A 19441-nucleotide genomic window follows, 5' to 3' on the forward strand; every position below is an offset into this window, starting at 1 on the left:
GGGAGGGCGCGGTGCAGCCTACTGCGAGAGGTGCCGGATCATCGCCACCGTCAGGTACAGGCGCGGCGCGATGCTGGACAGTTCGATGTATTCATCGTCGGCGTGCAACCCGGCCCCGACCACGCCCATGGTTTCGAGCACCGCCGGCGTGGCGCTGCCGGGCACATAGGCATAGCCGGCGTCGGTGCCAAAACGCATGGCGATGGGCTCCAGGCTGCGATCGATCTGGCCATACAACTGCTGGGCAGTGCTGGCCAGGGCGGCGGAGCCTTCATTTCTGGCCAGCGGCGGGCGCCCCTTGCGCAGGGTCAGCGTGACCTGCGTGTCGGCGATGAGCCGGGCCTGGCTGATACGTTGCGCGTCGGCCAGCACGCGGTCGCTTTCGGACAGGTCGGCATAGCGCATGTCGGCTTCGGCGGTGGCCAGCGCCGGGATGATGTTGGCTTTCTCGCCGGCCTTGGCCAGGGTCCAGTTGACCGTGGTGCCTTTGGCCGGGTCGCCCAGGTCCTTGAGCTGCACCACCTGGTGCGCCAGCTCGGTCAAGGCGTTGCGCCCGTCTTCAGGGGCGGAGCCGGCGTGTGCCGAGCGACCGCGCACTTCCAGCAGCAGCTAGTTGATGCCGTTGGTGGCCACCGTCACCGCGTCCTTGTTCGGGGGCTCGTAGGAGAAGACGTAGTCATGCTTGCGCGCAAGCTCGGCAATGATCTGCCGGGAGCCGAGCGAGCCCATTTCTTCATCGGGGTTGAACAGCACGGTCAGGGTGGCGTAGTCGTTGAAGCGCACATCCTGCAGCAGCTTGATCGCATGCAGGATCATCGCCACCCCGCCCTTCGCGTCGGCCACCCCGGGGCCATAGGCACGCTCGCCCTCGATGCGAAACGGGCGCCTGGCGGCGGTGCCGGGGCCGAACACGGTGTCGTAATGCACCATCAGCATGAAGCGCTTGCTGCCGCTGCCCTTGAAGGTGCCGACGATGTTGTTGCCCACCGAGGGCGTGGCGGCGCTGGTCTGCACCGTGGCGCCCAGGGCCTCCAGGCGCTTGACCAGCAGTGCACCGACGTCGGTGAGGCCTTGCTGGGTGCCGGTACCGGTGTCCACCGATACCAGGGTTTTGAGGGTATCCAGGTAGCTCGACTGCTCGGCCTTGGCTTTTTCCAGCAGGTCCTGGGCGGGGGAAGCGATGGCGCCGGTACAGGCGAAGGACAGGCAGAGCGCCAGGGCGCTGGCGTAGGGAGGGCGAAACAACGGCATAGGGCGGGGCCTCGGTGCAGGGTGGCAAAAGGGTGTGTTACATGACGGGCAAGGGATCAGCTTAGACTGTCGGCCCTGTATTGCGAGCAACCGGGTTGGACCTTCCATGACACACCAGTACCAGGGCAGCTGCCTGTGCGGCGCCATCCGTTATCAGCTCAGCGCGCCCCTCAAGGCGGTTTCGCACTGCCATTGCAGCCAGTGCCGCAAGGGCCACGGGGCGGCGTTCGCCAGCTACGCCAGCGTCAGGCGCGACGACCTGCAACTGCTGCAGGGAGGCGAGCGGCTCAAGTCGTACGCATCGTCCGAGTCGGTGGCGCGCCAGTTCTGTGGCGACTGCGGTTCATCGCTGTTCTGGTCGCGCTCACAGGGGGACCATGCCGACTGGATCTCGATTGCGCTGGGCATCCTGGACTCACCCATGACGTTCGACAGGCAGCGCCATGTGGAGGTGGCTTCGAAGGCGCCGTGGTACGCAATCGAGGACCATTGGCCACAGGGTCGATAGGGTCTTTTGCACTGTCCGCGACAGGCTGGCCCAGGTTTGCGACAGCCGGCTGAAACGCTTCGCGCAAGCACTGCGAAAAACCGATTCAAACGCTTACAATCGCCGCTTTCCGTGCACTTCACGCAGGCCCGCTCGCCATGGCGCTAGACCCACCCACGATGCTCACCATCACGATCGCCCTCGCCGCGGCCGCCGCGCTGTACCTGGCGATCGAGTGGCGCAGCGTGCGTGAACCCTCGCTGCTGTTCTGGAGCGCCGGGTTCGCCACCATCACCGTGGGCTGTACCCTCGCGCTGCTGCGCAGCAGCGGCCTGCTGCTGATCGGTATCTGGTTCGCCAATGGCCTGCTGGTGACGGCGCACTGGCTGTTCCTGCTGGGTGTCGGGCGTTTCACGCAAACCCAGCTGTCGCGGGGCTGGTACCTGGTCTTCGTGGTATGGCTCGCGCTGCTGGTGGTACCCGAGGAGCCGCAATGGTCCAAGCTGATGCTGCTGGTCAACTCGCTGCTGGTGGCGCTGCTGGCGCTCAAGGCCAGTGCACTGCTGCGCCCGCATGGCAAGTCGTTGAGCGTGGGGGCGGTGCAACTGCGCTACGTGCTGCTGATGCACGGCCTGTTCTACGTGGCCAAGGCGATCACGGCGGTGGTGCCCGGCACGCTGATCGACCTGGCGGCGTTCCGCGGCCAGATCATCCAGATCTCGCTGGTGGAAGGCGCCATGGCAATCATGCTGATTGCGCTGTCGATGACCGGCACCGAGCGCTACCGGCGAGAAAAACGCATCGCCCGCCTGGCCGCCCGTGACCCGCTGACGGCCCTGTACAACCGCCGCGCCCTGGAAGTCCGTGCGCCGCGCCTGCTCGAAGACGTGTCGGCCACGCGGCCCGGAGCGTTGCTACTGATCGATATCGACAACTTCAAGCTGGTCAACGACCTGTTCGGGCATAGCGCCGGTGATCGCCTGCTGGTCGACCTGAGCGAGATGATCCGCGCGGTGCTGCCCACCGGCGCCCTGGCGGCGCGACTGGGTGGCGATGAGTTCGTGATTCTGCTCAACAACGCCCCCACCGAACGTATCCTGGCGCTGGGCGGTGCCTTGCGCGAGCAGTTCCGGCAGGCCGCCGCGCAGCTGTTCCCCACGCCTGCGCCAGTGACCCTGAGCATCGGCGCCAACCTGTTCGACCAGCCGCCGGGCAGCCTCACGGCCCTGATCGAACAAAGCGACAGCGCGCTCTACGCCTCCAAGCGCGGTGGACGTGACAGTATTCGCGTGGTGGACCGCACCGCAGCCGCTGGCGAACCCCTGCACACGCCTTGAGGCAGTACCAATGGATAAGGTGAACAGCAGCATGATCGCCACAACAGCACTCGAACCCTCGCACTGGCCGCTGTACCGCGACCTGCGCCTGCAGTCACTGCAGGACTCGCCGGATGCGTTCGGCAGCACCTACGGCTCGGAGGCCACGCGCACCGATGAAGACTGGTCGGCGCGCTTGCAGGCGGCGGCAAGCTCCGGCCAGGGCCGTGCGTTTGTTGCGCTGGAGGGCGAAGCGCCCTGTGGGCTGGTGTGGTGCAAGCTGGCCGGTGCAGGGCCCGGCGTTGCCGAGATCTTCCAGATGTGGGTCGACCCGGCCTGCCGCGGGCGCGGCGCCGGACGGGCACTGCTGCAGGCAGCGCTGGACTGGGCCCGCCGCCACGACATGCAGCGGGTACGGCTGGGGGTCACGATTCAGGACAGCCCTGCCATGCACCTGTACACCGCGCTGGGCTTCAAGCCGATTGGGCCACCCGAACCGCTGCGCGCGGGCAGCGCGCTGATGTCCCAGGGCATGGAGCTGGTACTGGATACCGTGCAGGCCCGCAACGACTGACACCGCGCGCCCCTGGCAGAACAGGATCCCGAAACCTAATCGGCAGCAAACAGCTGCTGTTGCCGCGCATACGCCACCAGGCGCTCCTCCAGCTGGTCGGGGTCGAGGTAGAAGCGAGTGTCCAGTGCATCCAGCGCGGCCTCGCAGGCCAGGTCGGGCTCATCGGCATAGGTGGGCATGCGCAACTGACGCTCGCCCTGCTCGGCAGGCACTGCCTGGGCGCCGAACAACAGGCCCTTGGCCTCCTCCAGCAGCGCGAGGGTCTGCAACGCGCCGAGTTCGCGTAGCCCCGCGCACGCGCTGGCGTAGTGATCGCCCGAGGAGTTGCCGAAGTACTGGTCGAAACCGCCGTTGTACACCTCGCCCTGCAGCACGTTGACCGCGTAATAGTGCTGCTCGGCCAGTGCCAGCCCGGCAAAGCCCTGGGGCGTGCGGAACACCCGGTCGACCAGCGCAGACCAGTACAGCGCCTGCGGGCTGGCCAGGTACTGCTTGCGCTCCTGGGCGTAGCGCTTGCCGTTCTCGATGTTCTCCCGGTAGCCGCCCTTGCAGGGCATGCACAACCCGCCGGTGCGCGCTGCGGTGCTTGCCAGGATCACGTTGCCGCAGACGCGGCAGGGTTGGTTGTCGCTCATGCGCACCCCATGGTCATTGCGTGGTGAGGGCGCGCCCCTTGCGCGTCGCGCCCAACGTGGCGCACATGCTACAGCGTGCCGGCCTGCGCGATCCAATCGCCTTGGCGCATGGGTTTGGTTTACCCTCGGTGCCGACACCTTGCCCACCCTCGCCCACCCCATGCATTACCGCTTCGAGGCCAAGATGAACCGCATCCCTACCTTCACCACCGCGCGCCTGCAGCTCACGCCCCTGCAATTGAGCGACGCTGCGGCGATCCAGCAACTATTCCCGCAGTGGGAGGTGGTGCGTTATCTCGACAGCCGCGTGCCTTGGCCGTACCCGGACGACGGCGCACTGACGTATGTGCGCGACCTGGCGCTGCCCGCCATGGCGCGTGGCGAGGAATGGCACTGGATGATCCGCCTGGTGCAGAACCCGCTGCAGTGCATCGGCAGCGTGTCGCTGCACGATACCCCCGGCAACCACCGCGGTTTCTGGCTGGCGCCGCAGTGGCAAGGCAAGGGCTACATGCGCGAGGTGTGCGAGGTGATCAACCGCTTCTGGTTCGACACCTTGAATCGCCCGACCCTGCAGGTGCCCAAGGCCGTGAGCAACCTGGCGTCACGGCGCATATCGCTGCGCGAGGGCATGCACCTGCTGCACGTGCAGCCCGGCAATTTCGTCAGTGGCCCGATGCCCCAGGAAACCTGGGAGCTGACGCAGGATGAATGGCGCAAGCGCCGCGGCGACGCCAGCCCCGCAACGCAACCCGCTGGCGAGCTGGAAGCCACCCTGCACTACCTGGAGCAACGCCTGCTGCAGCAGGACGTACGCAGCAACACGGCCTTGCTGTCGACGCTGCTGGCCGATGACTTCATGGAGATTGGCGCCAGCGGCAAGGCCTGGCACAAGGCGGATGTGCTCTCCAGCCTGCCCGTCCAGACATTCAGGGTGCGCACGATCAGCGATTTTCAGGTACGCCCCCTGGCGCCGGACGTTGCGCTGGTGACCTATACCTGCCACAGCGACACCGCGTCGCTGCGCAGCTCGGTATGGCGCAGGCTCGATGGCCATTGGCAGATGACCTTTCATCAAGGCACCCCGGCCGCGTAATGCCGCAAACGGTGCGGCCCCACCCGCGCCGTTTGCCTGCGGCGCCCATGCGCGGCATCATCTGCCGCCCCTGTACAGCGAGCCACCTCGATGACCGATTACCGCGGGCTGATGCTCGAAGACACCCGGCAAGGCGCCAGCGACGCTGCGCTTGCACAGCTGGAGGCCAGCCTTGGCGCGCCCCTGCCGGCTGACTACCGTGAATTTCTCACGACCTGCAACGGCGCCTACCTCGAGTACGACGTAGCGGTCACCCTGGCCAGCGGCGAACGCGAGCTGATGAGCTTCTCGCTGTACGGGCTGGACCTGGACGGCGAATGGGAGTCGAACCCCTACGAGCTGGAACGCGCACGCCAGCGCCCTGGCTACCCTGCCCACGGCCTGCTGCCGATCGGGCGTGACGGCGGCGCCAGCCTGTTGCTGCTGGACCTGCGCGAGGGGCGCCAGCAGGTGGCCGCGATGGTCGCCGCCCTGCCCGCCTGGACCGGCCGCCGCCAGCAAGGCGACGAATACGTGGTGCTGGCCGAAAGCTTCAACGACTACCTGGCCCTGCTGCATGTGGCCGAAGAGACCATCGTCAACCATATCGACAGCTTCATCATCAGCCAGGACAGTGTGCAGGCCACCCTCGCCTGGCTCGATTCCGGCAGCCGCGGCTGGCGCGAACGCCACCGTGAGCGCTGGAACGCGCGGGTAAGCGACTGGCCAATATGACTCCCAGGGAAACGCCGCAATGAAGCTGACCAGTCAGATCCGCCCCTACGACAACCAATGGCCCGAGCGCTACCTGGCCGCCAGGGCAGGCATCGCCCAGGGTTTTGGCAGTGAACTGATCGACATCCATCATGTGGGCAGCACGGGCGTACCCGGCCTTGCCGCCAAGCCGGAGATCGACGTGCTGGTGGTGGTCCAGGCGCATCGGGAAACCGCAGCACGCCACGCCCACATGCAGGCTCTGGGGTACGTGCGCGGCTCCGACCTGTCGCCGGGCCACCACTTCTACCGTCGTGATGTCGACGGTATCCGTACCCACAAGGTGCACGTGTGTGCCCAGGGCCACCCACAGATTGCCTGGATGCTGCGCTTTCGCGACCTGCTGCGCAGCGATGACGACCTTCGCCAGCGCTACCAGGCGTTGAAGCTTGAGCTTGAAGCAACCAATCGTGACGGTATCGGCGAGTACCTGGCCGGCAAGGCGCCATTCATCGAGGCCGCGATGCGTGGCCAGGTGCCGTCGCAGGGCGGCGTCTAACGGGCATATCCGCAATCAGTGGCTATGCTTTGCGCGTGATCCACGCACGTTGCGTCATGCGTTGTTCCGCTCATTCAGCCATTACATGGAATGCAGGCTTATGAAATCGATTCGCTCCCTCGCCCACGCCGTTGCCCTCGCCTCACTCATGACCACTGCCAGCTTTGCGGCCCACGCCGCCGAACTGCCGCTGGGCAGCGAAGCACTGCAAGACCACATCAGCACCCAGGTGCTGGCCGTGGACCCGGGCAACTACCGGGTCACGATCGAAGGCCCGAACAACAGCCAGGTGCCTATCCAGCTAAGCGACCAGGCAAAGGACCTGCACAACCTGAAGGTGGGCGACAAGGTCGACATCACGGTGACCCGTGCCGTGGCCTATGTGCTCAACACCAGTGAGGGCGGCGCGCCGAAGGTCACCGACGAGGCCGGCACCGTGCGCGCCACCAAGGACAACCCCAACCCGGGCGGCGAAGCTTTCCGCCAGGTGCGCGTCACCTCCAAGATCACCGCCATCGACCTCGACGCCCATGAAGTGACCCTGCTGCCGCCCCAGGGCAAGGTGAAGGTGGTGAAGGTCGAGGACCCCGAACTGCAGGCGCGCATGAAGAACCTCAAGGTCGGCCAGACGGTCGACGTGGTGTACACCGAAGTGCTGACCGTGAAAACCTCGCGCCCGTGAGGTATGCTCGCCGAGTCGACTGACTCGAACGGCTCTGGCGCGCCGTTCCCGGCCGGATTTCTCCGGCCAGGAACGCACCGCCCACCACCCGATGGCAGCCGCGCCAGCCACGGGTATTCCATTGGAACACCCCCCTTTTTCACGTCGCTTGACCGTTGCACAGGGGAACCGGGATGAACGCAAAAACAGTGCCTGGCCGCTTGTCATGGGGCCTGCCCTGCCTGCTTGCATTCGCCCTGCTGCTGACCGGCGGCTGCGCCGGCAAGACGGCCGCCAATCGTTATGCCGCCCAGGGTTCCAACTGCTACGCAAAGGCGGTGCCCAGCGCTGGCGAAGGCGGCCTGGCCTGGGGCTCGACCCTGGGCCAGGCCCGCAAGAAATCCATGGACAATTGCATGCGCTACGCCAGCCGCTCCGGTGGCACGCCCAGGACCTGCCAGGTGGTACTGGCCCAGTGCAAGGGCCAGTAACGCATCGGCAAGGCGAACCTGTTTGAACGGACGACGCCCCATCGCACCACGTCTTCACTGCTAGGCTGGATTGATACCCACTGCACAGGTCAGCCCCATGCCCTACTCCCCCGCCGCATTGCAGATGCTCGAACAGCTCGGCATACCGTTGAACGCGGTGATCGAGCGCCATCTGCAGGAGTTCGTCGAAGCCAGCCTGCTGCAGTGGGCCGAGACCGGCCAGGACAACCGAAAGCACGAACTGATCGCCGTGGCCGCTCAGGCCTGGCGCCAGTTGAAAGCGGCTGCCGGTGCCGAGGGCGTGGCGCTTTACCTGGTGTCGGCCTTCAGAAGCGTCGAACGGCAGAAGAGCATCATCCAGCGCAAGCTGGAAAAGGGGCAGAGCATCGAGCAGATCCTTGCGGTCTCGGCCCCGCCGTTCTTCAGCGAGCATCACACCGGGCGTGCCGTCGACATAGGCACCCCCGGCTGCACCGACCTGGAGCCCGAATTCGAAGCGACACCGGCATTCAGATGGTTGACCCGCAACGCAGCGACCTATGGCTTCGAGCTGTCGTACCCGCCCGACAATGGCGCAGGCTACGTGTATGAGCCCTGGCACTGGCGCCATGTAGCCAGCTGATTCAGGCGGGCTGCGGCGCCGCCCGTGCAACCAGGCGCCGGTGGGCCCACACAGCCACCAGCAGCACCAGGGCACCGGCCACCAGCGCCACACCGAAGCCGGCCCGGGCACCGCTGCCATCCACCACCTGCCCCGATACCGCCGCCCCCACGGCCACACCGATGTTCAAGCCGGCCAGCAGCCAGGTCATGCCCTCGGTCAGACGATGTTCGGGCACCAGCCGCTCGACCAGGGTCATGGCCACGATCAGGGTCGGCGCAAAGAACAGCCCCGCCACCAGCACCGCCACACCCAGGCCCGGCAGGCTGGCGACCAGCAACAGCGGCAGGGTCGTGGCAGCGGTTGCCAGCCCACCCAGCAACAGCAGGCGCGGCAAGGGCACCTGCAGCTTGAGCGCACCGAACAGCAGCCCCGCCACGCACGACCCCACGGCATAGGCCGACAGCACCAGGCTGGCCGCCGCCGGCTGGCCGCGTTGCTCGGCAAAGGCCACGCTGACGATATCCACGGTGCCGACGATCATGCCCATCGCCACCATCAGCAGGGTCAGCAGGCGCACGTTGGCCAGGCGGATCACCGAGCCCGAACGATCCCCGGCAGCTTCCCGGGGCTGGATCGGCGGCTCGGTACTGCGCTGGACGACCAGGGCAAACACACCCAGCACCAGCAACAGTGCGGCCGCAAGCAGGCCCGCCTGGGGCAGTACCACCACCGCCAGGCCCACCGACAGCGGCGGCCCGGCAATGAAGCTGACCTCATCGAACACCGTCTCCAGCGAATACGCCGCTTGCAGCTGCGGCTGGCCACGGTACAGGGCCGTCCAGCGCGCACGCACCATCGCCGACACGCTCGGCATGCACCCTGCCAGCACCGCCCCGATGAACAGCGCCCAGTCGCCAGCCCGTTGCCAGGTGCTGGCCAGCACCAGCAGCAGGCCGAGCAGGCTGATGGCGGTGGCCGCAGGCAACACGCGGCGTTGCCCGAGGCGATCCACCAGGCGCGATACCTGTGGCGACAACAGCGCATAGCTCAGCACGAAGGCCGCCGCCACTGCCCCGGCCAGTGCGTAGCTGCCACGCAATTGCGACAGCAAGGTGATGATGCCGATGCCTGTCATTGGCAGTGCGGTACGCGCCAGCAGCCCGGCCAGGGCAAAGCCCAGGGCGCCCGGCGCGGCAAAAAGGTCTCGATAAGGGTTGGCCATCTGATGCTCCAGGGCGGTGAATTGGCCGCTGACACGGCAGCGCGACAACTTACATACGGCATGTATGTATAAAAAGCGTATATTCATACGCACCGAATGTAAATAATCATACGCACCGTATGTAAGGAGACACGCCCATGGCTCGCCGCACCCGTGCCGAGATGGAAGAAACCCGCGCCACCTTGCTTGCCACCGCCCGCAGCGTGTTCAGCGAACGCGGCTATGCCGATACCTCGATGGATGACCTGACCGCCCAGGCCGGGCTGACCCGCGGCGCGTTGTATCACCACTTTGGCGACAAGCAGGGGTTGCTGGCGGCCGTGGTGGCGTTGATCGACGCCGAGCTGGATGCACGCCTGCAGGCGCTCTCCGACACTGCGCAGACGCCCTGGGAAGGCTTTCGCCAGCGGTGCCGGGCGTATCTGGAAATGGCGCTGGAGCCGGATTACCAGCGCATCGTGCTGCGCGATGCCCCAGCCGTGCTGGGGGGCACCTCGACGGACGCGCAACGCCATTGCATCGCGTCGATCCAGGCACTGCTGGAACGGTTGATCGAGCAAGGCGTGGTGGCCGAGGCCGACCCGCAGGCTCTGGCCTCGCTGGTCTACGGCAGCCTGGCCGAGGCTGCGGTGTGGATCGCCCAGGGTGATGACGGCGATGCGCGACTGGCGCGCAGCACCGGCGCACTGGAACTGCTGCTGCGCGGGCTGCTGGCCAAACCATAGGGCATCAAGGCCACGCGAGGGTGGCCCGATTGGGGTGACAGCGGCGCACTAGCCCCACTGCAGGTTGAACACCATGAAGTTAAGCACCACCCACACCACCAGCGCCAGGTGAGTGAGCTGCAGGCCCTCCTGGCGTATCCAGTAGCCGAACCACAGCCCCCCGAGCAGCATGGCGAAAAGAAAGCCAAGGGCTGCGCTAAGCGCCAGGTTCAACCAGGGCCGGGCTGCGTCCAGGCCGCTGCCCAGCAGCAGGTGGTAGCAGCCCGCCCAGGCGGCCAGCACCGCCCCCGCCTGCAGCAGCACGACGACCATCAATGCCGCCCGGTGCACGGCGGGCGAGTGAATGGCCCGCGAGCACAGGGGCAGGTCGATCGCCGGGGCCTGGCGCAGGGGCGCCATCGACAGCGTGCCCCCGACGGCCGCCGCCGAACTGGTAAAAGCCTGCAGGTTGTTGACCAGGGCGATGCTCAACCACAGGGTGAACCCTGCGGCCAGTACCATCTGAAACATCAGCAGTGAAGTTGCAGTATCCACGAAGCGGTCCTCATCAGTTGTTCAGGGTGTTTGCGCTAAGCGTCCTGCCGGCAGGCGCGCGCCAGGCCAGGGCCTTGTACAGGTCCACGGCGTTGCCATAGGAGGCGGCCTGTGCCCGCGCGATGTCCTGGCGCAGACGCAACAGGTCGCGCTGGCTGTCCTTGACCGCCAGGTAGCTGCCCGAACCTGCGCCATAGCGCTGCTGGGCGATGGCGAACGCCGCCTCGCCATGCCGCGCCGCCTGCACCAGGCCGAGCAGGTGGCGCTGGTGCTCGGCCAACTGCGTGACTGCGCCCTCCACCTCTTCCACCGCCACCAGCAGCACCTGTTCGAAGTGCGCCGCCTCGCCCTGGGCCAGCGCCTGGGTACCGCGCAGGCGCGCCCGCACCGAGCCCAGGTCGAACGCTGGCCAGGTCAGGCCGGGCGTCAGCTCGAACGCCCGCGCCGCACTGCCCAGGTCGCCGTCACGCAAGGCAAAGAAGCCGATGAACCCACCCAGGTTCAAACGTGGGTACAGGTCGGCAGTGGCAGCGCCCACATCCTGCACACGGGCAGCCAGCAGCCGTTCGGCCTGGACCACATCGGGCCGGTTGCGGATCAGCTGATCCACATCCCCCAGTGGCAGCTGGCGCGCCAATGGCATCGGCGGCATGTCACCCAGCGCGATGGCGAAGCTGCCGGGGCGCTGGCCTGTGAGCACCTGCAGCCGGTACAGGCGCCGCTGCAACTGGCTGCGCAGTGGCGCCACAGTCGATTGCGCCAGCAGCAGGTTGCTCTGCGCGCTCTCCAGCGCTTCGGGCAGGCCGGCGCCGGCGTGCAACTGCGCCTGGGTCAACTGCACGGTCTCCTGCCAGCTGCGCACCGCTTCTTCGGCCAGCAGCCCTTGCTGGCGTAGCCCCTGGGCCTCGAAGTAGGCCTGGGCCACCTGGGCCGCGATGCTCAACTGCACCTGTTCCAGGTCGGCCGCGGAGGCCTGCGCACGGGATTGGGCGGCGCGCTCCAGGTGATCGAGGCGGCCGAACAGGTCAAGCTCCCACTGCAGGTCCAGCCCCGCCCGCCACGATTCGGACAGGCTGCGGGCCGGCGGCTGCCCCTGCCTGGCCTGCTGCGCCAGGCTGCGCTGGTAGCTCGCGCTGCTGGTCACCGTCGGCAGGCGCTCCAGCGCCTGTTCATCCACATGGGCACGGGCCAGCAGCAGGCTGGCACGCGCCTGCTCGATGGCGTGGTTGTGGGCCAGGGCGGTTGCGATCAGGCGTTCCAGCTGCGGGTCGTCGAAAAAGGTCCACCAGGCTGACGTCGGCTGCACCGGCGTCGCAGCGAAGGCCTGCGCCTGCGGGCTGACCACATGAATGGGCGCCACCTCGGGGGCGTGATATTGCGGCCCGACGCTGCAGGCGGCCTGCAACGCCACGGCGCCCAGCAACAGCGGATAACGGCTGAACCCCTTCATGGCCTTGCCTCCCTGTGCCCAAGCGCAAGGCCCTGCTCGGCCTCCTCCAATTGCTGCTTGCGCGGGCTGTGCACGCGATGGTCACGGGCCAGCCAGGCATACACCGTGGGCAGCACGAACAAGGTGAACAGCGTGCCTATCAACATGCCGCAGACAATGACCACACCCAGGCCGAAACGGCTGTTGGCACCGGCGCCGCTGGCGAACAGCAGCGGCATCACGCCGAAGGTCATCGCGGCGGTGGTCATCAGTACCGGGCGCAGGCGAATCTGCGCGGCGCGGATGATCGCCCCGGCACGGTCGAGGTTCTCGCGCAGCTGGATCTCGTTGGCGAACTCCACCATCAGAATGCCGTGCTTGCTGATCAGCCCGATCAGGGTCACCAGCCCGATCTGCGTGTAGATATTGAGGGTGGCCCAGCCCAGTGCGAGCGGCAACAGTGCGCCGCAGATCGACAGCGGCACGGTGACCAGGATGATCAGCGGGTCCACCAGGCTTTCGTACTGGGCCGCGAGCACCAGGTAGATGACCACCATCGCGGCGAGAAACGCCAGCACCAGCGCATTGCCTTCCTGCACGTACTGGCGCGACTCGGACTGCCAGTCATGGCTGAACTCCGGCGGCAGTTCGCTGGCCAGTTGCTGCAGAAACGCCACCGCCTGCCCCTGGGAAACCCCCGGTGCCGGGATGGCCTGCAGCGTGCTCGCATTCTGCTGGTCAAACTGCAGCAGCCGGTTGGGCTCGACCGTCATCTGCAGCCGCACCACGGCAGACAACGGCACCAGTTGCCCCGCTTCGCTGCGCACATACTGGCGCTCTAGCGCCTGGGGCGTCAGGCGCTGATCCTGGGTGCTCTGCGGGATCACGTCATACGAGCGGCCATACAGCGCGAAGCGGTTGATGTACTGCTCGCCCACCAGCACGGCCAGGGAGTCGCCGAGGGCCTGCATGCCGATGCCCAGGCTGGCGGCCTTGGCGCGGTCGACCGTCACCTTGACCACCGGGTTGTTGTAGTCCAGGTCGCTGTCCACCACCGCGAACAGGCCGCTGTCGCGGGCACGCTGCTTGAGGGTTTCCATGGTCTGGTACAGCACCGGGTAGTCCTGCGCGCTGCGCAGCACCATCTGCACCGGCAGGCCACCGCTGGAGCCTGGCAGCGAGGCCACCTGGAAGGCAAAGATGCTGCTGCCCTCCACTTCGCTCACGGCCTGCTGCAGGTCGGCCTGGACCTGATCGGCCGAGCGCTCGCGGGCCTGCCACAGGCTGAGGTTGATGCCGCCGAAGCTGCTGGCCGGCCCGTCGGTGCCGTTGATGATCCAGGTGTCGGTGGTTTCCGGCAGGCTGTGCATCACCTGGTCGAGCTTGCTGGCGAAGCGCTCGGCATAGTCGAGGCTGGCGTACTGCGGCGACTTGATGGCGGTGAGCACGGCGGCCTGGTCCTCGGGTGGCGCCAGCTCGCGTTGCGGCTGCAGGTACAGCCACGGCAGGCTCAGGCACACCAGCAAGGCGACGCCACCGCTGACCCAGCGACGCGACAGCGAGTGCGCCAGTGCCCGCCCGTAGGCGCTGGCCAGCCCGCCGAACACCTTCTCGGCAAGCCTGGCCATGCGCCCCTCCTGCTGGCCGGGCTTGAGCAGCAGCGAGCTCATCACCGGCGACAGGGTCAGGGCCACCACCCCCGAGACGATCACCGCCCCGGCCAGGGTCAGGGCGAACTCGCGAAACAGCGTGCCGGTGAGCCCGCCGATCAGGCCGATAGGGGCATACACGGCGGCCAACGTGAGGGTCATGGCGATCACCGGCCCGGCGATCTCGCGGGCACCGACCAGCGCGGCGGCCACCGGCGTCTGGCCCTCCTCGATATGGCGGTGCACGTTCTCCACCACCACGATCGCGTCGTCCACCACCAGCCCGATGGCCAGCACCATCGCCAGCAGGGTCAGCAGGTTGAGGCTGAAGCCGAACGCCAGCATCAGCCCGGCCGCGCCGAGCATCGACAGCGGGATCGCCAGCACCGGGATGGCTACGCTGCGCAACGAGCCCAGGCACAACCAGATCACCAGCACCACGATCACGATCGCCTCGACCAGCGTGTGCAGCACTTCCTGGATCGAGGCCTCGATAAAGCGTGCAGTCTCGTAGGCCAGCGCCACGTTGACCCCTGGCGGCAGGGTCTGCTGGATCTGCGGCAGCAGCTTGCGAATGCCGTCGACGATCACCAGCGGGTTGCCCGCAGGCGTCGGGAACAGGCCCAGGTGCACCGCCGGGCGGCCATCCATGGTGGCGCTGGTCTGGGTGGCCGCGGCGCCCAGTTCGACCGTGCCCACATCGCGCAGGCGCACCAGCGCCGTGCCGTCATTGCGAATCACCAGGTCGCGAAAGGCCTCGACACTGGTCAGGTCGGTATCGATGCGTATGTCGGCCAGCACGAACTGGCCGCGTACCTGCCCGGGCGTGGCCTGGTAGTTGTTGCTGCGCACGGCATCGGCCACCTCGGCGGCGGTCACGCCGCGCCCGGCCATGCGTTCGCTGTCCAGCCACAGGCGCATGGCCAGGGTCTGGCCACCGAAGGTCTGGATCTTGGCCACGCCGTCGATGCCGGAAAGCTGCGGCTCGACCACTCGCGACAGGTAGTCGCTGAGTTCGGGAATCGACAGCGTGTCGCTGGCAAAGCCCACATAGGCCACGGCGGTGGAATCCCCGGCCGACAGCTCGACCACCGGGTCGTAGGCCTTGTCCGGCAGGCGGTAGCGCACCTGGTTGACCTTGGCCATGGTCTCGCTCAGCGCCTGGGTCGAGTCGCGGTTCAGCTCCATGCGCAGGGTCACCAGGCTGCGGCCCTGCACCGACGACGAAGACAGGTAGTCGATGCCTTCCACCGACGACACCGCCTGGGTGATCGGCTGGGTCACGAAGCCCTGCATCAGTTCGGCCGATGCACCCGGGTATTCGGTGCTGACGGTAATGGTGGCGGTTTCCAGTAACGGATACTGGCGGATGGGCAGCTTGCCCAGGGCGAACAGGCCGGCCAGCACGATCAGGCTGCTGACCACCAGGGCCAGCACCGGGCGACGCACAAAACTGTCGGTGAACCTCATGAGGCGTCGCCCCCGTCGGCGTTGTGCAGCGTGTCATTGGCCACCTGCTCCACCTGCATGCCGTCACTGAGCTTGAGCTGGCCCGAGACCACCACGCGGTCGCCCGCCTTGAGCCCGGAGGTGACTTCCACCTGGCCCTTCCAGCGCTCGCCGGTGGTCACCTGCACGCGGTGCACGCTCAGGCCGCGTTCCGGGTCGTGGGTGGCGATGAACACGGTCTGGCCGTAGGCGGTGTAGGTGATGGCGGTTTCCGGCACGGCCATCACCCGGGTCGGCTGCGCCGCCGCGAGCTGCACGCTGGCGTACATGCCGGCCTGCAACTGCCCGTCCGGGTTGGCCAGGGTGGCCTGCACCCATACTGCGCGCGCCTTGCCCACCATCGGGTCGATGGCGTTGATGCGCGCCGCAAAGGTCTTTTGCGGCAGTGCATCCACCGCCAGGGCGGCGGTCTGCCCCACCTGCAAGCCCGGGGCGGCATGCTCGGCCAGCGAGAAGTTCACCCGCAGTTGCGTGGCGTCCACCAGGCTGGCCACGGCGTCACCGGCATTCAGGTACTGGCCTTGATGCACGCGGCGGATGCCCAGCTTGCCGGCAAAGGGGGCCCGGATCGCCTTCTGCGCAATCCGTGCATCGACCTGCTGCAGTTCGCCCTCGGCCATCTGCACGGCGGCGGTGGCATTGTCGAGTTGCTCCTGGGTAGTGACATTGGCGGTGCGCAGCTTGCCGATGCGCTGATGCAGGGTGCGGGCATTGCGCAGCTGTGCGCTCAGGCGCACCCGGTCGGCCTGCTCGGGGGCATCGTTGAGCTGCACCAGCAGTTGCCCGGCCTTGACCCTTTGCCCCGACTCGAAGGCGATGCGCGTGATGCGCCCGGTGGTTTCCGCGGCCACCTGCACCTGGTGGGCGGCTTCCAGCTCGCCGGCGGCGAAGGTCTGGCGGGGCGCCTCGCGCGAGGTGACGGTGGCCAGCGCGACCTTGGTCACCGGCCACGCCGCAGTGGCGTGCGCCGCCGAGTCCTTTCTGGTCAGCAGCATGACGACGGCCAGCACGCACACAACAGCGGCGCCCCCTCCCAACAGCATCCTCTTGCCCATCTTTGCTCCGCTCATCGGTGTGGTGTGTTCGCTGCACAGCGCATCCCGTGCCGACGGCTGGCATCGGCACGGCAAAGCGGTTGCAGGAAAGATCGGGCCGGACTATAAAACCTCAACTTAACTTGAGGTCAACACACGTGGCGGCAGAAAAGACGATGGATGGTGCGCGCTCGCTCACCATCGGCGAGGTGGCCAGGCGCAGTGGCGTGCCGATTTCCACCTTGCACTTCTACGAGTCCAAGGGGTTGATCGCCAGCACGCGCAATGCCGGCAACCAGCGGCGGTTTCCGGCGTTGGTGCTGCGCAGCATCGCGATCATCAAGGTAGCGCAGCGCACCGGTATTCCGCTGGAAGAGATCAAGCATGCGATGAGCCGCTACCCGCCCAACAGCAAATTGACGGCGGCGCAGTGGGGTGAGATGTCATCGGCCTGGCGCGAGAACCTGAATGCGCGCATCCGGACGCTGGAGGCATTGAGGGACAGCCTGGACAACTGCATCGGTTGTGGCTGCCTGTCGCTGGATGATTGCCCGTTGCGCAACCCGGGGGATGCGCTGGGGCAGGATGGACCGGGGCCGAGGATTCTGGAAGGGGCTGCCGGGGGGTAGGCGCAGGAGTTGCGGGTGGTCTGGCTGATGCATCGTGCACGCAGGTTTTGCGACCGCTTCGCGCTCGTTCGCCAGCAATGCTGGCTCCTACAGCGCTGGGGCTTCTGCCCGAAGGGCGTAGGAGCGGGCCTTGCCCCGCGAACTGGCGCGCAGCGCCAGCAAAACCTGCGAACGCGATCTGGCTGATGCACCGCGCACGCAGGTTTTGCGACCGCTTCGCGCTCGTTCGCCAGCAATGCTGGCTCCTACAGCACTGGGGCTTCTGCCCGGAGGGCGTAGGAGCGGGCCTTGCCCCGCGAACTGGCGCGCAGCGCCAGCAAAACCTGCGAACGCGATCTGGCTGATGCACCGCACACGCAGGTTTTGCGACCGCTTCGCGCTCGTTCGCCAGCAATGCTGGCTCCTACAGCACTGGGGCTTCTGCCCGGAGGGCGTAGGAGCGGGCCTTGCCCCGCGAACCGGCTGATGCACCGTGCACGCAGGTTTTGCGACCGCTTCGCGCTCGTTCGCCAGCAATGCTGGCTCCTACAACCCTGTGGCTTCTGCCCGAAGGGCGTAGGAGCGGGCCTTGCCCCGCGAACTGGCGCGCAGCGCCAGCAAAACCTGCGAACGCGATCTGGCTGATGCACCGCGCACGCAGGTTCTACGACCGCTTCGCGCTCGTTCGCCAGCAATGCTGGCTCCTACAGCCCTGTGGCTTCTGCCCGGAGGGCGTAGGAGCGGGCCTTGCCCCGCGAACTGGCGCGCAGCGCCAGCAAAACCTGCAAACGCGATCTGGCTGATGCATCGCGCACGATCGTCGGCCAGCAGCAGCCCACCTGCACGCCTGTGGTTTCAAACGGAGCGACAGCGCTCCATCAATCGACCCGCATGGAGCGCAGTCACTCCATATAACCAAGCCCCGCTGCGGCCAGTTTCGCCACCTCAAGGGTGCCGCCCGGCGGTTGATGGTCTTCGAGCAGCCAGCTGACCGACAGGCCCGACCACGCGAGCACCCACTGCAACAACCGTCGAGGTTCCATGCCGCTGGCCTTGGCGACGATCTCGACCCGGTGCGCGAAGCGCCCCGGTGCCAGCGCCTGCTCGCCATCGGGATTGCAGAAAATGTTCGCGTAATCGAAGCCCCGCTCGCCATACAGCCCCTTGGGGTCGATGGCGAGCCAGCCGGCTGCGCCGAAATCGAGCACGTTGCCGTGGTGGATGTCGCCATGCAGTACCCCCACATCGCGCGGCGCGGCCAGCAGTTCGCGGGCGGTGCTGGCGCAGTGCAGCAGAACACCGCCGTGCCTGTCGGCCCCGTGCCACAACCCCTCGAACCACTGCTCCAGTGGCACCAGGGCGGGCATGGGCGTGGCGCGCGGTGCGTGCAGGCGGGCGGCAACCGCGCAAAGGATGCGCGTGGCCTGCTCGTCGTGCCCGTCCTTGACCATCTGTGTCAGTGCATCCGTACCTTGCGCGCGCACCATAAGAAGGGCTTGGCCGTCGTGAGCCAGTACCGGCGCTGCCCCCTCGCCCTGCCACCACGCCATGAGCAGGCTGCCCGCCTGTTCTTCGGCAACGTGCGAAATCTTCAGCATCGCTGGCCTGCCCTGCTGACGCACCGGCAGCAGGGTGCCGTTCAGCGAGTCGAACGGCTCGCCATCGACAGTCAGTTGCCAGCGCTTGAGATAGTCGTCAAACATGCCGTGGCCTGGGTAGCGAGGCGATCATCTGGTCAAAGGCCTCCAGCGCATAGCGCCCTTCCAGGCGCTGCAACGTGGGCAACTGCGCGGGCAAACCGAATTGCACCCTGCCGGGCAGCACCTGCTCGATGGCGCCGTACCAGTTCAGCACTGCTTCCTGCAGGCGCACGTGCAGCTCGAACCTGCTGCGCCGACGCGTGCTGTCGGCCCGGGCCCGCTCCCGTGCCAGCTGCGGGTCGATGCGCGCAACCAGGTAGGCGTCGGCAAAGCCGATGCGCCCTTGAGCGAAGGTCTGCCGGGTGGCGTCCAGTTCCACCTGCCAGTCGCGCTCACTGGCCTCGCCGATCTGCCACAGGCTCCAGATGTAATGCAGCTTGAGCGGGTCGCTGTCGCATACGGCCCGCGAACGGCGCTGCTCCATGGCCAGCGCCGCCTGCCAGCGATCGACGTTGCGTTCGGCCCAGAACGCAGCCGCCCCGAGCGGATCTGTCGCGCGATCGGGCTCGTTCTCAAAACGCCCGTTTTCGGCAATCAACTGTTGCTCGGCGTGACTTGTGCACCAGGTGGTCTTGCCACTGGCGCTGATACCTTCGACTACCACAATCATTGCAACTGCCACTCCGTTGAACAGGGCTTGCTGCAAAGCCCAAAACCGGCCGAC

At 67.1% G+C, this 19441-nt stretch carries 20 protein-coding genes and 2 pseudogenes; 13 read left to right on the top strand and 9 right to left on the bottom strand.

The genetic code is table 11. From position 1 onward, the window contains the following. Positions 1-18: 18 nt before the first annotated feature. Positions 19-1251: pseudogene (locus KH389_RS13970) on the bottom strand (M20/M25/M40 family metallo-hydrolase). Between the two features lie 106 nt (positions 1252-1357). Between KH389_RS13970 and KH389_RS13975 the strand changes: the two are divergent. From KH389_RS13975 to KH389_RS13985, 3 genes are all read left to right on the top strand, one after another. Beyond that, the gene (locus KH389_RS13975; protein WP_213605683.1) at positions 1358-1759 is read left to right on the top strand and encodes a GFA family protein; all 402 of its coding nucleotides are present in this window, start codon (positions 1358-1360) and stop codon (positions 1757-1759) included. Positions 1760-1896: 137 nt separating this feature from the next. Continuing rightward, a complete protein-coding gene (locus tag KH389_RS13980) occupies positions 1897-3075 on the top strand; it encodes a GGDEF domain-containing protein (RefSeq protein WP_080922866.1) in 1179 nt (392 codons plus the stop codon). Positions 3076-3106: 31 nt separating this feature from the next. Beyond that, positions 3107-3628 (top strand): GNAT family N-acetyltransferase, encoded by a 522-nt coding sequence (locus KH389_RS13985; RefSeq protein ID WP_043861419.1) that lies wholly within the window; start codon positions 3107-3109, stop codon positions 3626-3628. A gap of 35 nt (positions 3629-3663) precedes the next feature. Here KH389_RS13985 and KH389_RS13990 read toward each other — a convergent pair whose 3' ends face one another. Beyond that, positions 3664-4263 (bottom strand): DMP19 family protein, encoded by a 600-nt coding sequence (locus KH389_RS13990; protein WP_058540104.1) that lies wholly within the window; start codon positions 4261-4263, stop codon positions 3664-3666. Between the two features lie 184 nt (positions 4264-4447). Here KH389_RS13990 and KH389_RS27345 point away from each other — a divergent pair. From KH389_RS27345 to KH389_RS14020, 7 genes and pseudogenes are all read left to right on the top strand, one after another. Then, positions 4448-4990: pseudogene (locus KH389_RS27345) on the top strand (GNAT family N-acetyltransferase); the annotation flags it as partial. A gap of 69 nt (positions 4991-5059) precedes the next feature. Continuing rightward, on the top strand, positions 5060-5359 hold the full coding sequence (locus KH389_RS27350) for a nuclear transport factor 2 family protein (protein ID WP_274611465.1): 300 nt from the start codon (positions 5060-5062) through the stop codon (positions 5357-5359). A gap of 90 nt (positions 5360-5449) precedes the next feature. Continuing rightward, the gene (locus KH389_RS14000; RefSeq protein WP_054914615.1) at positions 5450-6073 is read left to right on the top strand and encodes an SMI1/KNR4 family protein; all 624 of its coding nucleotides are present in this window, start codon (positions 5450-5452) and stop codon (positions 6071-6073) included. A gap of 19 nt (positions 6074-6092) precedes the next feature. Further along, positions 6093-6611, top strand: a complete 519-nt coding sequence (locus KH389_RS14005; RefSeq protein ID WP_054914616.1) for a GrpB family protein — start codon at positions 6093-6095, stop codon at positions 6609-6611. A 100-nt stretch (positions 6612-6711) separates the two neighbouring features. Then, entirely contained in the window at positions 6712-7293 is a 582-nt protein-coding gene (locus KH389_RS14010) for a hypothetical protein (RefSeq protein ID WP_100632819.1), read from the top strand. 173 nt (positions 7294-7466) lie between these two features. Then, a complete protein-coding gene (locus KH389_RS14015; protein WP_043861384.1) occupies positions 7467-7763 on the top strand; it encodes a hypothetical protein in 297 nt (98 codons plus the stop codon). Positions 7764-7860: 97 nt separating this feature from the next. Then, on the top strand, positions 7861-8385 hold the full coding sequence (locus KH389_RS14020) for a M15 family metallopeptidase (protein WP_100632820.1): 525 nt from the start codon (positions 7861-7863) through the stop codon (positions 8383-8385). Position 8386: 1 nt separating this feature from the next. On the opposite strand, the gene KH389_RS14025 is transcribed toward KH389_RS14020, so the two are convergent. Beyond that, positions 8387-9589: an MFS transporter gene (locus KH389_RS14025; protein ID WP_213605685.1), complete on the bottom strand. Its 1203-nt coding sequence runs from the start codon at positions 9587-9589 to the stop codon at positions 8387-8389. Positions 9590-9726: 137 nt separating this feature from the next. Here KH389_RS14025 and KH389_RS14030 point away from each other — a divergent pair, with 137 nt between their 5' ends. Beyond that, a complete protein-coding gene (locus tag KH389_RS14030) occupies positions 9727-10314 on the top strand; it encodes a TetR/AcrR family transcriptional regulator (RefSeq protein ID WP_100632821.1) in 588 nt (195 codons plus the stop codon). A 48-nt stretch (positions 10315-10362) separates the two neighbouring features. On the opposite strand, the gene KH389_RS14035 is transcribed toward KH389_RS14030, so the two are convergent. From KH389_RS14035 to KH389_RS14050, 4 genes are read right to left on the bottom strand one after another with little or no spacing between them, the layout of a single operon-like run. After that, complete coding sequence (locus KH389_RS14035) at positions 10363-10848, bottom strand: DUF2165 family protein (RefSeq protein ID WP_244988634.1); 486 nt, start codon at positions 10846-10848, stop codon at positions 10363-10365. A gap of 13 nt (positions 10849-10861) precedes the next feature. Next, entirely contained in the window at positions 10862-12298 is a 1437-nt protein-coding gene (locus KH389_RS14040; protein ID WP_213605686.1) for an efflux transporter outer membrane subunit, read from the bottom strand. Further along, positions 12295-15396 carry a MexW/MexI family multidrug efflux RND transporter permease subunit gene (locus KH389_RS14045; RefSeq protein ID WP_043861391.1) on the bottom strand — a complete coding sequence of 1034 codons (3102 nt, stop codon included), beginning with the start codon at positions 15394-15396 and terminating at the stop codon, positions 12295-12297. The genes KH389_RS14040 and KH389_RS14045 overlap by 4 nt, the downstream gene beginning before the upstream one ends. Beyond that, the gene (locus KH389_RS14050) at positions 15393-16490 is read right to left on the bottom strand and encodes an efflux RND transporter periplasmic adaptor subunit (RefSeq protein WP_210015374.1); all 1098 of its coding nucleotides are present in this window, start codon (positions 16488-16490) and stop codon (positions 15393-15395) included. Before KH389_RS14050 ends, KH389_RS14045 begins: the two co-directional genes overlap by 4 nt. A gap of 155 nt (positions 16491-16645) precedes the next feature. Here KH389_RS14050 and soxR point away from each other — a divergent pair, with 155 nt between their 5' ends. Next, complete coding sequence (gene soxR / locus KH389_RS14055) at positions 16646-17098, top strand: redox-sensitive transcriptional activator SoxR (protein ID WP_058540094.1); 453 nt, start codon at positions 16646-16648, stop codon at positions 17096-17098. 726 nt (positions 17099-17824) lie between these two features. Beyond that, positions 17825-17992, top strand: coding sequence for a hypothetical protein (locus KH389_RS14060; RefSeq protein ID WP_158255587.1), 168 nt, complete (start codon positions 17825-17827; stop codon positions 17990-17992). On the opposite strand, the gene KH389_RS14065 is transcribed toward KH389_RS14060, so the two are convergent. Then, on the bottom strand, positions 17980-18780 hold the full coding sequence (locus KH389_RS14065) for an aminoglycoside phosphotransferase family protein (RefSeq protein WP_213605687.1): 801 nt from the start codon (positions 18778-18780) through the stop codon (positions 17980-17982). The genes KH389_RS14060 and KH389_RS14065 overlap by 13 nt on opposite strands. Continuing rightward, a complete protein-coding gene (locus KH389_RS14070) occupies positions 18773-19387 on the bottom strand; it encodes a hypothetical protein (protein ID WP_043861398.1) in 615 nt (204 codons plus the stop codon). Before KH389_RS14070 ends, KH389_RS14065 begins: the two co-directional genes overlap by 8 nt. Positions 19388-19441: the final 54 nt, after the last annotated feature.

It is taken from the genome of Pseudomonas qingdaonensis, assembly GCF_018398475.1.
GTDB classification, from domain to species: domain Bacteria; phylum Pseudomonadota; class Gammaproteobacteria; order Pseudomonadales; family Pseudomonadaceae; genus Aquipseudomonas; species Aquipseudomonas palmensis.

Excerpts from the sequence above, each read along its gene's own strand:
- KH389_RS13975 (WP_213605683.1), top strand. The coding sequence starts at position 1,358 with ATGACACACCAGTACCAGGGCAGCTGCCTGTGCGGCGCCATCCGTTAT.
- KH389_RS13980 (WP_080922866.1), top strand. The coding sequence starts at position 1,897 with ATGGCGCTAGACCCACCCACGATGCTCACCATCACGATCGCCCTCGCC.
- KH389_RS13985 (WP_043861419.1), top strand. The coding sequence starts at position 3,107 with ATGATCGCCACAACAGCACTCGAACCCTCGCACTGGCCGCTGTACCGC.
- KH389_RS13990 (WP_058540104.1), bottom strand. The coding sequence starts at position 4,263 with ATGAGCGACAACCAACCCTGCCGCGTCTGCGGCAACGTGATCCTGGCA.
- KH389_RS14000 (WP_054914615.1), top strand. The coding sequence starts at position 5,450 with ATGACCGATTACCGCGGGCTGATGCTCGAAGACACCCGGCAAGGCGCC.
- KH389_RS14005 (WP_054914616.1), top strand. The coding sequence starts at position 6,093 with ATGAAGCTGACCAGTCAGATCCGCCCCTACGACAACCAATGGCCCGAG.
- KH389_RS14010 (WP_100632819.1), top strand. The coding sequence starts at position 6,712 with ATGAAATCGATTCGCTCCCTCGCCCACGCCGTTGCCCTCGCCTCACTC.
- KH389_RS14015 (WP_043861384.1), top strand. The coding sequence starts at position 7,467 with ATGAACGCAAAAACAGTGCCTGGCCGCTTGTCATGGGGCCTGCCCTGC.
- KH389_RS14020 (WP_100632820.1), top strand. The coding sequence starts at position 7,861 with ATGCCCTACTCCCCCGCCGCATTGCAGATGCTCGAACAGCTCGGCATA.
- KH389_RS14025 (WP_213605685.1), bottom strand. The coding sequence starts at position 9,589 with ATGGCCAACCCTTATCGAGACCTTTTTGCCGCGCCGGGCGCCCTGGGC.
- KH389_RS14030 (WP_100632821.1), top strand. The coding sequence starts at position 9,727 with ATGGCTCGCCGCACCCGTGCCGAGATGGAAGAAACCCGCGCCACCTTG.
- KH389_RS14040 (WP_213605686.1), bottom strand. The coding sequence starts at position 12,298 with ATGAAGGGGTTCAGCCGTTATCCGCTGTTGCTGGGCGCCGTGGCGTTG.
- KH389_RS14045 (WP_043861391.1), bottom strand. The coding sequence starts at position 15,396 with ATGAGGTTCACCGACAGTTTTGTGCGTCGCCCGGTGCTGGCCCTGGTG.
- KH389_RS14050 (WP_210015374.1), bottom strand. The coding sequence starts at position 16,490 with ATGGGCAAGAGGATGCTGTTGGGAGGGGGCGCCGCTGTTGTGTGCGTG.
- soxR (WP_058540094.1), top strand. The coding sequence starts at position 16,646 with ATGGATGGTGCGCGCTCGCTCACCATCGGCGAGGTGGCCAGGCGCAGT.
- KH389_RS14065 (WP_213605687.1), bottom strand. The coding sequence starts at position 18,780 with ATGTTTGACGACTATCTCAAGCGCTGGCAACTGACTGTCGATGGCGAG.
- KH389_RS14070 (WP_043861398.1), bottom strand. The coding sequence starts at position 19,387 with ATGATTGTGGTAGTCGAAGGTATCAGCGCCAGTGGCAAGACCACCTGG.